This window comes from Chryseobacterium barbadense, from assembly GCF_042849955.1.
Taxonomy (GTDB): Bacteria; Bacteroidota; Bacteroidia; order Flavobacteriales; family Weeksellaceae; genus Chryseobacterium.
Window position 1 is genome coordinate 1 of sequence record NZ_BAAFHL010000060.1, and the last position, 12,704, is coordinate 12,704.

General features: G+C 36.7%; 8 protein-coding genes and 2 tRNA genes. 5 read left to right on the forward strand and 5 right to left on the reverse strand.

Annotated elements, in window-relative coordinates; all coding sequences use genetic code 11:
- Nucleotides 1-342 precede the first annotated feature (342 nt).
- From ACGHIN_RS14705 to ACGHIN_RS14720, 4 genes are all read right to left on the reverse strand, one after another.
- Nucleotides 343-415 (reverse strand) — tRNA-Phe (locus ACGHIN_RS14705).
- Between the two features lie 90 nt (nucleotides 416-505).
- A tRNA-Phe gene (locus ACGHIN_RS14710) sits at nucleotides 506-578 on the reverse strand.
- Nucleotides 579-665: 87 nt separating this feature from the next.
- Nucleotides 666-2,507, reverse strand: coding sequence for a lysophospholipid acyltransferase family protein (locus ACGHIN_RS14715; protein WP_390455101.1), 1,842 nt, complete (start codon nucleotides 2,505-2,507; stop codon nucleotides 666-668).
- A 22-nt stretch (nucleotides 2,508-2,529) separates the two neighbouring features.
- Nucleotides 2,530-3,768 carry an aspartate kinase gene (locus ACGHIN_RS14720; protein WP_390455103.1) on the reverse strand — a complete coding sequence of 413 codons (1,239 nt, stop codon included), beginning with the start codon at nucleotides 3,766-3,768 and terminating at the stop codon, nucleotides 2,530-2,532.
- 324 nt (nucleotides 3,769-4,092) lie between these two features.
- Between ACGHIN_RS14720 and fbp the strand changes: the two genes are divergently transcribed.
- Both fbp and ACGHIN_RS14730 read left to right on the forward strand, forming a co-directional pair.
- Nucleotides 4,093-5,109 carry a class 1 fructose-bisphosphatase gene (fbp, locus tag ACGHIN_RS14725; RefSeq protein WP_390455106.1) on the forward strand — a complete coding sequence of 339 codons (1,017 nt, stop codon included), beginning with the start codon at nucleotides 4,093-4,095 and terminating at the stop codon, nucleotides 5,107-5,109.
- Complete coding sequence (locus tag ACGHIN_RS14730; protein ID WP_390455109.1) at nucleotides 5,109-6,131, forward strand: o-succinylbenzoate synthase; 1,023 nt, start codon at nucleotides 5,109-5,111, stop codon at nucleotides 6,129-6,131. Before fbp ends, ACGHIN_RS14730 begins: the two co-directional genes overlap by 1 nt.
- A gap of 241 nt (nucleotides 6,132-6,372) precedes the next feature.
- On the opposite strand, the gene ACGHIN_RS14735 is transcribed toward ACGHIN_RS14730, so the two are convergent.
- Nucleotides 6,373-7,503, reverse strand: a complete 1,131-nt coding sequence (locus tag ACGHIN_RS14735; RefSeq protein WP_390455112.1) for an alpha/beta hydrolase — start codon at nucleotides 7,501-7,503, stop codon at nucleotides 6,373-6,375.
- A 154-nt stretch (nucleotides 7,504-7,657) separates the two neighbouring features.
- Between ACGHIN_RS14735 and ACGHIN_RS14740 the strand changes: the two genes are divergently transcribed.
- The 3 genes from ACGHIN_RS14740 to ACGHIN_RS14750 all read left to right on the forward strand — a co-directional run.
- The gene (locus ACGHIN_RS14740; protein ID WP_390455115.1) at nucleotides 7,658-9,331 is read left to right on the forward strand and encodes a glutamine--tRNA ligase/YqeY domain fusion protein; all 1,674 of its coding nucleotides are present in this window, start codon (nucleotides 7,658-7,660) and stop codon (nucleotides 9,329-9,331) included.
- Between the two features lie 235 nt (nucleotides 9,332-9,566).
- Nucleotides 9,567-10,739 (forward strand): MFS transporter, encoded by a 1,173-nt coding sequence (locus tag ACGHIN_RS14745; protein ID WP_390455119.1) that lies wholly within the window; start codon nucleotides 9,567-9,569, stop codon nucleotides 10,737-10,739.
- A 139-nt stretch (nucleotides 10,740-10,878) separates the two neighbouring features.
- The coding region (locus ACGHIN_RS14750) for a TonB-dependent receptor (protein ID WP_390455117.1) at nucleotides 10,879-12,704 on the forward strand (1,826 nt) is incomplete at its 3' end.

Consider the following 12,704-nt stretch of genomic DNA (forward strand, 5'->3'; position numbering starts at 1 on the left):
CTTGTGTATTTAAAAGTTAATACTAGTGTTTATTAATAAAATCTTACAAATTTAACAAATTTTAGCACGTATTAAAATTTCATTAATTAGATTTAATATGAAGTTTATCACGCTTTAGTGTTTTCTTTTTTTCTCTCATACTATTTTTTTATAATCGTTATAAATACAAAACTACTTCAACAAAGCGTCAAAGCATGTCGTATTATAATTACAAAATCATTTTTAACTTTTTATTTTCAGAAACAAGAGATTTAAACGAAGTCAACCTGGTTGTAGATCTCCGAGAAAATTAAAAATTGAGTAGGAATGTAAATAAAAAACCACCTTATGTAAGGTGGTTTGTGGTTTCTCCAGGAATCGAACCAGGGACACATGGATTTTCAATCCATTGCTCTACCAACTGAGCTAAGAAACCTTCTGTTTTGAAGTGGTGCAAAAGTACTAATAATTATTATACCCTGCAAGTTTTTACTGAAATAAAAAACCACCTGTTTAAGGTGGTTTGTGGTTTCTCCAGGAATCGAACCAGGGACACATGGATTTTCAATCCATTGCTCTACCAACTGAGCTAAGAAACCTCCTTTGTTTTAAAGTGTTGCAAAATTACTAACTTTTCATATATGAAGCAAGTATTAACAAATCTTTTTTCTAAACAAGGTAAAAACTTACTGATTCTCAGCTGTATTATTTTCCTGTTCTTTTCTTATTTGCTCACTCATCTCCTCTAAGACAGGCTTAATCGTGCTTTCCGGAAGATCACTGATCCGGATGTACATCAGGCCGTCTATCGCATCATTGAAGTTGGGATCCACATTAAAAGCAATCACTTTTGCATTTTGCTTGATGTATTTTTTGATCAGAACAGGTAGTCTCAACTCCGGTTCCAGATCATCAATAATCTTATCCAGCTTATTTAGGTCGGATTCCATTTCGTCGAAGAATAAATTCTTGTCACGGTCCCTGAGTTTCACTTTATATTCATTTTTCGGAGTGATGTATTGTGCTACTGCCGAATCATAATAATTGGAACGCATGAATTCAATCATCAATGATTTGGAGAATTCCGAAAATTTATTAGAAATACTCACTCCACCCATTAAAAACTTATGGTCTGGATTTCTTAAGCAAACGTGGACAATTCCACGCCATAAAAGAAAGAGCGGAAGAGGTTTTTGCTGATATTCCTGACAAATATAAGCCCGTCCCATTTCAATCACTTTTTTAAAGAAAGGATGGATATCCTGCTCAAATTCAAAAAGAGAGCTGGTATAAAACCCTTTGATCCCATATTTCTTCATGACTTCTTTCCCTAGGGCCATTCTGTAGGCTCCAACCAGTTTCTCCTCTGCATTGTCCCAAAGGAAGAGGTGATGGTAATGCTTGTCATATTCATCAAGGTCAAAAGGAAGATTGCTTCCTTCCCCTACGGCACGGAACGTTAATTCTCTCTGACGTCCGATCTCCCGCATGATAGAAGGGATTTCTTCATAAGAGGTAAAATAAACTTCATAATTCCCGTTACTGAAGAACATCTTATCAGTACCTTTCAGCTTACTGATGTCATTAAGAATATCTTCTTTTGGAGTTTCATCAATAATATTCTGTACAATATTTTCCTCTTTCAATAAAGGAAATTTTAGGGATAAATTTTGGAGATTAATACTTTGGGCAAGAGATTTTCTTTTCTCATAATAAGATTTCATCATGTAAACCTTACGCTTTAAGAACTCACCCAGTTCTTCAACGCTTTCCATATCATCCATGGCTTTTACAGCAATCGGTCTTCCGATTCGGATACGGATTGGTTTTTCCCTTTCATTCATCATTTCTGCAGGAAGCATCAATGTCTGTAAATTAGGGTGAACTTTAGCTACCTGATAAAACAGACGGCTGTTTTTAGCATGGAAATACATAGGAACTACCGGAACTTTAGCCATTTTTATAAGCTTAAGAGCTGGTTTTTCCCATTCCTTATCTAAAATTTCCCCGTACGGATTATTTTTGTTGGAAACTTCTCCCGCCGGGAAAATGCCTACACAGCCACCATTCTGTAAATGCTTCAGAGTTTCACGCATGCCTGATGAGCTGCTGTAAGCTTCCTTTCTGTTTTCAAAAGGATTTACTGAAATGACATACGGCTCCATGGGTTTTATCTTTTCCAAAAGAAAATTACCCATAACTTTGAAATCCGGACGTACTTCAGATAAAACCTTGCACATTAGTATTCCATCAATGGCACCAAGCGGATGATTGGAAACAAGTATAAAAGGTCCTGTTTTCGGGATTTTGGCTAAATCTTCCTCAAAAGCGATATAACTTAAGTTTCTTTCTCTCACAAATGAGTCGAAAAAGTCTTTGCCTTCCTTATCTTTAAGTTTGTCGTACAGCTTATTTACTTCATTAATCTTGGCAATACGCATCACGGCAGAAGCCACAGGATTCTTTAAGAATCCGATTTTGCTCAGGCCGGAAGCTTTGATCAGATCATTTTTCGAAATTAAACTCATGTGTGTTTAGTCGCTATTAGTTTTATTGTGTTACCATCTGAAGGGTATTTTTTGAAATCTGCTCCAATAATACACTTTTTTGCTGGTAAAATTTATCAATCTTATCTATTTTCGCATTCCTTACGGTAAATAAAGATACATTTTTCACTACCTCAGTTTTAAATACTTTCTGAAGTTCTTCATTAAGCTCGTCTATCGTATTAAATTTATCCTCCAAACATAAAGCTAATGAAATTGCGGAATTCTGCATCAAAGATACCTTGATTTTATGTTTGGACAGATAACCGAAAATTAAACTCATATGGTCTTCCGCAATGAAAGAGAAATCTCTGGTAGAGATTTTCAATAATGTTTGGTTTTCTTTTAAAATATAGGATTCTTCACTTTGATTTTTGTCTGAAGCCCCTACTTTTGTTCCTTCTTTGGTGGGATCCACAAAAGATTTTACATAGAACGGAATGTTTTTTTGCTGCAATGGCTGTAATGTTTTCGGGTGGATAACACTTGCTCCGTAATACGCCATCTCAATAGCTTCTTCATAAGAAATATGGGAAAGGAGCGTAACATCTTCAAATTTTCTCGGATCTCCCGTCATTACTCCCGGAACATCTTTCCAGATTGTCATGGCTTCAGCATTCAGACAGTATGCAAAAATTGCGGCAGAGTAATCAGAACCTTCTCTTCCTAATGTTACCGTAAAATTGTTGTCATCAGAACCGATGAAACCTTGTGTTACATAACAGATTTCAGGATTCAGAGTAGAAATGAACTCTTCCGTTTTAACCCAATCTACCACACCTTCCCTGTACGAATTATCTGTTTTTACATAATCTCTTGCATCCAGCCATTGGTTGGTAAACTGTATTTCATTCAGATACTCGCTTACAATTTTAGTGGAAATCATTTCTCCACAGCTTACTACCTGATCATAGACGAAATTGTAATTAGGAGACTTATTTCTTCTCAGGAAAGAATCAATATCATCGAAAAACAGATTGATCTCTGCAAAAACAGCATGATCTTCAGGAAATAATCCGTCTGCAATTTCGATGTGTTTCTGTTTTATATTTTCAATTTCAGTTTGATAGTTATCCTTCTTGAAATAAAGCTCTACAACTTTTTCCAATTCATTAGTTGTTTTCCCCATCGCTGAAATCACCAGCAAACATTTGGAAAAACCCTGGCTTTTTAGAACCATTGATACATTTTTTACACTTTCTGCATCTTTCACGGATGCACCACCAAACTTGAAAATTTTCATTAAATTGTTAAAAATAAAATTGTTAGATAATTAAACATTGGGGAATTTTACGGGAGTCAAAATTATAAATTTACAATGAGATATGAAAATGGCAATGCTTCTATGGAAATAACCCGTTGAATTAGGTTCGGAAAAACCGGAACTTACCACAATTCCATAACCTTAGTATAGAAATTCGGAGATATAATAAAGTCGCAAAATTATGAATGACTTAAGAGATAAGTTTTGTATTGTATTGAAAAACAGGCGGTAACGTAATTTGTGAGAATTTCTTTTCAAATCATATAAATTTTACGAAATTTGGGAAAACATAAAAAGTACAATATGTCAGATCAATCATTACAGACTTTAGGAGAATTTATTATTGACAAGCAAGATGATTTTCAGTATTCAACAGGGGAGCTCTCCCGTCTTCTAAGTGCTATAAGGTTGGCTTCAAAAGTGGTAAACAGAGAAGTAAATAAAGCAGGAATTGCAGATATTACCGGAGTAGCGGGCAATCAGAATATTCAGGGAGAGGAGCAGCAGAAACTGGATGTTCTTGCCAACGATATTTTTATTACAGCATTATCTCAAAGAGAAGTCGTTTGTGGAATTGCTTCAGAAGAGAATGATGATTTCATCGACATTAAATGTGGTGAAAACGGTCATTTGAGCAAATATGTTGTGCTTATTGATCCTTTAGACGGTTCTTCCAATATTGATGTGAATGTTTCCGTAGGAACTATTTTTTCCATTTACAGAAGAGTAAGTGAACCGGGAACACCTGTTCAGTTGGAGGATTTCTTACAAAAAGGGATCAATCAGGTAGCAGCAGGATATGTAATTTACGGATCCTCTACAATGATTGTTTATACTACCGGAAACGGCGTAAATGGATTCACTCTTGATCCATCTTTAGGTACCTATTATCTTTCTCACCCAAATCTTAAATTCCCTAAAAACGGTAAGATTTATTCCATCAACGAAGGAAACTACATCAAATTCCCTCAGGGAGTTAAAAATTATCTCAAATACTGCCAGATGGAAGAGGGAGATCGTCCTTACACCTCAAGATATATAGGTTCTTTGGTGGCGGATTTTCATAGAAATATGCTGAAGGGAGGAATCTACATTTATCCTTCTTATTCACAGGCGCCCAACGGTAAATTGAGATTGTTATATGAATGTAACCCGATGGCTTTCTTAGCAGAACAGGCCGGTGGAAAAGCTACGGACGGGTTCAGAAGAATTTTGGAAGTAGAGCCTGCCGAACTTCATCAAAGAATCCCATTCTTCTGTGGAAGCATCGAAATGGTAGAAAAAGCAGAAGAATTTATGCGAATTGACAGCGTAAAATAATGACAGCAAAATATTTCAGATATTTATTACAATTCAAACGCCCGAGTGGAACATCTCGAGGCGTTTTGTATGATAAAGAGACATTTATTCTTGAGGTTTCAGAAAATGATAAAAAAGGAACAGGAGAATGTGCTATTTTCAGAGGGTTAAGTTTCGATGACAGGCCGGATTATGAAGAAAAGCTCCAATGGCTTTGTGAAAATATTCAACGTGATGCAGAACATTTAAAGGAAGAATTAAAGGAATTCCCTTCCATCTGGTTCGGATATGAACAGGCTGTGTTGAATTTGAAGCATGGCGGTCATCTCTATTTTCCAAGCGAATTTACAGACGGAAAATCCCCGATTATCATCAATGGATTGATCTGGATGGGGGATATAGAATACATGGAAGAACAGATTCAGGATAAACTGGACAAAGGTTTTCATTGTATTAAGCTGAAAATTGGAGTTGACTGGAAATCAGAATATGAAATCCTTCAAAAGCTAAGAGAAAAATTCTCAAAAGAAAAACTGGAATTGCGTGTTGATGCCAATGGCGGATTTACATCCGATGAAGCAAAAATTGTTCTACAGCAGCTTGCCGACCTGCAGATTCATTCCATTGAACAGCCTATAAAAGCCGGAAAACGGAGAGACATGGCTGAACTATGCTTCCAAACTTCAACTCCCATTGCTCTGGATGAAGAATTGATCGGAATCATTGAACTGTCTGAAAAGAAAAAGCTTTTGGAAGCCATACGTCCTCAATATATCATATTGAAACCTTCATTGGTTGGTGGATTTGCGGGCTCTGATGAATGGATTTCTTCTGCAGAGGAACAAGGCATAGGTTGGTGGATCACTTCCGCTCTGGAAAGTAATGTAGGACTGAATGCTATTGCTCAGTACACATATACCAAAAACAGTAAAATGCCTCAGGGTTTAGGGACAGGAGGTCTCTTTACTAATAACTTTAAAAGTCAATTAGATTTACAAGGCGACGAACTGTTTTTTTTAAATAGTAATTCTAGGGTCGGATAGGTTGTTAGTTTTTAGGATTGTAATTTGCTCTTTTCACTCTGTGTGATATTAAATCACATCTTTTACGAAAATTGTTTTCTTGATATAACTCAATATATGAGAAAACGTTTTTTTTACTCTTTCCATAATAAAAAAATTTAGTATTTCCCTGCGTAAAGAATTACAATCTTTATGCCATTTTACATCATTAATTTTAACTTTAACAAACATATTTATTAATTAAAGTTTAATTAATAATTCGTTAGGAAATAATTGTGAATGTATTCTCGTTGTTTTTTAATCGGTTGGTTATCAGATTCCTGTCTATTCCATTCAGGTTTTGAAAAATATCCCCCTGGACCTGCGAACTCGACAGATAGCCCCAATGATTTCCCACATCAAACTTCAGGGTATTGAGCAGATCATCCTCAATAAATGTACAGTCGATAATAGAAACAATATCTTTAAAATGTTCAATGCTGCTCGGTCCATTCTTTCCAAGCCTTGGGGTGAGAATATTCTTCGTAAACTGTGAAATTCCTAAAATGGCATCCTTTCTGTTCAGGTAAATGGAAACCCTGTTGGCTAATAACGGAAGCTTATTAAATGAGTCTTCGGAATCATCAAATACTTTATAAGATACATCCGCATTCAAGAGAAGGACCTGATCGATAACCCTTACAATGTTCTCCTTTTTAAGGCTGTACAACATGCTTTGAAGCACCCTGTTTCCCATAGAATGGGCCATCATATGAATTCTCTGATTACAAGGTGCAAGAGTTTTATGAGAAAAAATATCCTTCAAAAACTGGGTGTAAAAATAAAACAGTCTCATTAAAGAATTTCCTGAATTGATACTTGCCGCCTTATCATCAAAATAAGTGAGAGGAACAATACTGCTTGAAGCCGGCCAGCTTATAAAAAGAATGTGCTCAACCGGAGACTCGGGATTATCAATAAACAATTTTTTGAGATCGATAATTGCTTTTAGCTCATCATCAAAATCATAAGCATATCCATGAATAAATATCAGAACATCACTTCTCAATTTAGTAGAAGACATGTTTTTGTAGAGCTCATAAAACATTCTTTGGGTTCCGCCTAAATTATTAGCTGTTAATCCGGATGTCTTATTGTTTTTTTCATTCAGTAAAACTTCTAGAACATCTTCGTAACCCTGTTTTTCAGGTTCTGAAAATAATTTGTAGTTTAAGATGTTTCGGTTGGTATAGTCTTTCTTCTTTTTGGCTTGTGCGGTAGGTTCTTTATACCCTTCAAAGTCACATTTTGCGATCCTGAAGTTAGGAATAGAGTATTCATCATTGGAAAACGAATCAGCCTTTTCGCCTTTATGGCGAATGATTTTTCTATTGCTAAGTATATAAACAGCCATGTTTATAGTTTTGTGGTCGGTTAGTTTTAGTGGTTAGAAATTTCGGAAAAATTATTGAATAATAAACTATTGGACCTTAAAATTATCACTTTCGTAAACCCTAAATTTTCCATAACTTTGTGAAACTTTTTTTGCATAAAATAAAGCGAACGTAATGGAAGAAGAAAAAAAATCACTCAATTTTATTGAGCAAATAATTGAAGATGATCTGGCAAACGGTTTGAATAAAGATCAGATCCGTTTCCGTTTTCCGCCTGAACCTAATGGTTACCTGCATGTAGGGCATACTAAAGCCATCTGCATCAACTTTGGTTTGGGTGAAAAATACAATGCACCCGTCAACCTTCGTTTCGACGATACGAATCCTGAAAAAGAAGAGCAGGAATTCGTAGATTCTATTAAGAAAGACGTTGAATGGTTAGGTTTCAAATGGGATAAAGAATTGTATGCATCCGATTACTTCCAGCAGCTTTATGAATGGGCCGTTCAGTTGATCAAAGAAGGAAAAGCTTACGTGGATGAGCAGCCGTCAGAAATCATCACGGAACAAAGAAAGAACCCTACAGAACCGGGAGTGGAATCTCCATACAGAAACCGCCCTGTTGAAGAATCATTAGATTTATTCGAAAGGATGAAAAACGGTGAATTTGAAGAAGGTTCAATGTCACTTCGTGCAAAAATCGATATGTTGTCACCTAATATGAACATGCGTGATCCCGTGATGTATAGAATTTTAAAAAGACCACATCACAGAACAGGAACAGCATGGAAAATTTATCCGATGTATGACTGGGCTCACGGAGAGTCAGATTATTTAGAACAAGTTTCCCATTCATTATGCTCTCTGGAATTTGAAAACCACAGACCACTGTACAATTGGTATCTGGAGCAGGTATATGACGAATCCAAAGTAGCACCGAAGCAAAGAGAATTTGCAAGGATGAATGTTTCTTATATGATCACTTCCAAAAGAAAACTGCAAAGGCTTGTGGCTGAAAAGGTTGTGACTGGATGGGATGATCCCAGAATGCCTACGATTTCAGGAATGAGAAGAAGAGGTTTTACCCCGGCTTCCATCAGAAATTTTATTGAAAAAGTGGGGGTTGCGAAAAGAGAAAATCTTATTGAGCTTCAGTTGCTTGAATTCTGCGTCCGTGAAGACCTGAACAAAGTGGCAAAACGTGTCATGACTGTGGTAGATCCGGTCAAATTGATCATTGAAAACTATCCCGAAGATAAGGAAGAATGGGTAGAAACGGAAAACAATCCTGAACAGGAAAATGCAGGAACAAGAGAAATTCCGTTTTCCAGAGAATTATATATTGAGCGTGAAGACTTCAAGGAAGAAGCGAATAATAAATTCTTCAGATTGAAATTAGGAGGGGAGGTCCGTTTAAAATCTGCTTACATCATCAAGGCGGAAAGAGTAGAAAAGGATGAAAACGGAGAAATTACCACCATTTATGCAACGTATGACGAGAAAAGTAAATCAGGAAGCGGTACAGAAGAAAGTTTAAGAAAGGTAAAAGGAACACTGCACTGGGTATCTGCGAAACATGCTTTGCCGGTTGAAGTGAGAATCTTAGATAAACTGTTCACGGTAGAGCAGCCTGATGCGGAAAAAGATGTAGACTTCTTAAACTTCATCAATCCGGAATCCATGACTATCGTTCAGGGGTTCGCTGAACCTGGTTTAAAAGATGTGGCAGTTGGAGAACCTCTTCAGTTTCAGAGAATCGGATATTTCACGAAAGATCAGGATTCTACGGATAATAATTTGGTATTCAACCGTACAGTAACGTTAAAAGACTCTTATAAGCCGGAGTAAAATCTTATTATATCAATATAAAAGGAACAGGGCTTATTTTACAGGCCCTGTTTTTTTGTCAGTTCAAGTGTTTTTCGGAATGAAATGAAGAAAAATGTATCGAGAACAGTAAGAGCTTTTACTCAATTGATAATTTAAAACCAAAATCAGATAAATATTAAAACTAAAATTAGAAATTGTGAAATTATTACATCTATATACAAGTTCATTTAAAGGGCTTTCCAAGGAAAGCTGGATGTTAGCATTGGTAATGCTCATCAACCGTTCCGGATCTATGGTGCTCCCATTTTTAGGAGTATACATGACGGCGCATTTGCATTTCAGCATTGAAAATTCAGGAATTGTCCTGAGCTTTTTCGGAATAGGATCGGTAATAGGTTCCTGGTTAGGTGGTATGATTACCGACCGTATTGGTGAATATCGTGTACAAAGCCTGAGTTTATTGCTGAGTGTGCCGTTATTTTGTTTGATTCCCCTTTTTACGACAGAGGTAGGATTGGCAGGTATTATTTTGGCTCAAAGTATTGTAAGCGAAGCTTTTCGTCCTGCCAATTCGGTAGCGATTACCAAGTATGCAAAACCTGAAAATATTACAAGAGCCTTTTCCTTAAACCGTATGGCGATCAATCTGGGATTTTCAATCGGGCCTGCATTGGGTGGGATCTTGTCAGCCATTTCTTATGAATTCCTGTTTTATAGCAATGCTTCGGCAGCTTTGCTTGCAGGCTTGTTGTACATTTGGTTTTTTGGGAAACGAAATAAGTTCGAGGTAGTCAAAGCTCAAAAAGTAAGAGAAGCCAGAGCTGCTGCTAAAGACAATTCGCCTTACAAAGACAATAAATTCCTGATCTATTGTTTCTTTTGTATGCTGTTCTCCATATGTTTTTTCCAGTTGTTCAGCACATTAACGATATTCTACAAAGATACGGCTCATCTCAGTCAGCAAAATATAGGATATATCTTGGGATACAGCGGTTTTCTTATTGTATTGCTGGAAATGTCTTTGGTACAGATTGCAGAGAAATATTTTAACCTGGCTTTTACCATGTTGATCGGGACATTCCTGTGCGGCTTTTCTTATGCAATGCTGGCATTTGACTATGGCATGATTACGCTGGTGATTTCTATGACTCTGCTTTGCATCGGGGAAATCTGGACATTGCCTTTTATGTCTACCATTACCGCCTTACGTTCGGGAGAGCATAACAAAGGAGCTTATATGGGACTGAACGGAATTTCCTTTTCCATTGCATTCATCATTACTCCGTATCTGGGAACAATGATTGCGGATCAGTTCGGGTTTGAAACTTTATGGATAGGAACGGGGGTTTTGGCTATCCTTATTGCAGTGGCTTTTTACTTCATCATTCCATGGATGCTGAAAGATAAGAAAGAAGTGAGAAGTTAGAGGCCAGAAGTTAGAAGCTGGAACGTTACAAAATGAAGTTACGGGCGTCAATGCCCGTAACTTTTTCGTTATGCTTACACTCATATTATGAAAAAATAATTTTTACTAACTTTTAACCTCTAATTTCTAAATTCTATTAATGCAGAGAATATATTCCTTGCTTTTAGTTTTTTACAGCCTTTTTTTCTTATCCCAGGAGAAAGATTCAGCTACTTTAATTTCAGAAGTCAGAATTGATGCCTATAAGAAACCGGTTCCTTTTATGGCCTCCACAAAATCGATTTCAGTGGTGTCTGAAAACCTCCTGAATCAGAATACTCCGGAAAGAATGCTGGAATCCGTCAATCAGATTCCAGGAGCGAGAATGGAAGAACGTTCTCCGGGAAGCTACAGGATTTCAGTAAGGGGAAGTACATTAAGATCGCCTTTCGGAGTTCGGAATATGAAAGTATATCTGAATGATTTTATTTTATCGGATGCTTCAGGAAATACTTATATCAATGTGATTTCTCCGGAGCTTATAGACCGAATGGAAGTTTATAGAGGACCGGAAAGTGGTGATTACGGGGCAGTAACGGGCGGAACTATTCTCCTTCAGACAAAGAAGTCAGATCATCTGTATGCAAATCTTAGTGTGGGAAGTTATGGGACCTTTAATCAGAGTTTTGACTTTTCGAAACAATCGGGGAAACATTTTTTTGAAATTTTTCAGAATTATTACAGAACGGATTCTTATAGAGAACAATCTGCTGTGGAGAGGAAACAGGTTTTTCTCAAAGATCAGTTTCAATATTCGGTGAAAGGAGTATTCAATGCGATACTGTTATTTTCAGACCTTGATTATGAGACGCCTGGCGGATTAACCTTGGAGCAAATGCAAACGAATCGCAAACAGGCGAGACTGGCAACGCCAACACTTCCCGGTGCCAAAGAACAGGACGCAGGAATCCGCAATGCAATGTTTCTGGCGGGAATTTCCCATGAATACAATATAAAACCTGCTTTCTCCCATTTTATCCTGATCCAGGGTTCGTATGTGGATTTTGAAAACCCTTTTATTACTAATTTTGAGAATAGATTTGAGAAAAACTTTGCTTTAAGGACCCATTTTAATTATGAATACAGCTCGAGTAAAATTGCTGCTGCATGGAGATTAGGTTTTGAAGGAGGAATCAACAATATACTGGTCAAAAATTATGATAATGACAAGGGTATTGAAGGAGCTCCGCAGAATTTTGATGAGCTCACCAACAGGTCCGGTTTTTATTTCCTCTCACAGAAACTGAATTTTAGTGAAAAGCTATTTACCGATATTTCTATAAGCCTGAACTCCAACTCTTATACCTGGGAAAGAGTATTTCCGGCATCTGATAATGGCAAAGTCAATTTTAAAAACCAATGGCTGCCCAATTTCGGAATTACTTATTTTTTCGGGAAAGGATTTTCGGTAAGAGGGAAAATAGGAAAAGGCAATTCTGCACCAACCAACGAAGAAATCCGTTCTTCCAACCAGGAATTTAATCTGAACATCCGTCCGGAATATGGCTGGAACAAAGAAATTGGCATCAGGAAACAATTCGGAAATACCATTTTTATAGAAGGAAGCTATTTTGATTTCAGGATGAAAGATGCCATTGTCAGAAGACAGAATGAAATGGGGCAGGAATATTTTATCAACCAGGGAAGTACCGTACAAAAAGGAATTGAGGTGCTTTTAGAATCGAAAAATTTTAATTTGGAAAATTTCTTTTTTAGCCGTTTTAAATTCAGGTTTTCAGGAAACTTCTACGATTTTAAGTTTAAAAATTATACACAAAATACGGAAGACTTTTCCGGAAATGATCTCACCGGTGTTCCGGCAACAAGCATAAGCAGTTTGCTGAATTTTGTATTTTTTCAAAAGCTTTCTATCGATTATTCCCACTTTTATACCTCCAAAATGCCTTTGAATGATGCGAATTCTGT

Coding starts and splice junctions, on each gene's coding strand:
- ACGHIN_RS14715 (WP_390455101.1), bottom strand. CDS start 2,507: ATGAGTTTAATTTCGAAAAATGATCTGATCAAAGCTTCCGGCCTGAGC.
- ACGHIN_RS14720 (WP_390455103.1), bottom strand. CDS start 3,768: ATGAAAATTTTCAAGTTTGGTGGTGCATCCGTGAAAGATGCAGAAAGT.
- fbp (WP_390455106.1), top strand. CDS start 4,093: ATGTCAGATCAATCATTACAGACTTTAGGAGAATTTATTATTGACAAG.
- ACGHIN_RS14730 (WP_390455109.1), top strand. CDS start 5,109: ATGACAGCAAAATATTTCAGATATTTATTACAATTCAAACGCCCGAGT.
- ACGHIN_RS14735 (WP_390455112.1), bottom strand. CDS start 7,503: ATGGCTGTTTATATACTTAGCAATAGAAAAATCATTCGCCATAAAGGC.
- ACGHIN_RS14740 (WP_390455115.1), top strand. CDS start 7,658: ATGGAAGAAGAAAAAAAATCACTCAATTTTATTGAGCAAATAATTGAA.
- ACGHIN_RS14745 (WP_390455119.1), top strand. CDS start 9,567: ATGTTAGCATTGGTAATGCTCATCAACCGTTCCGGATCTATGGTGCTC.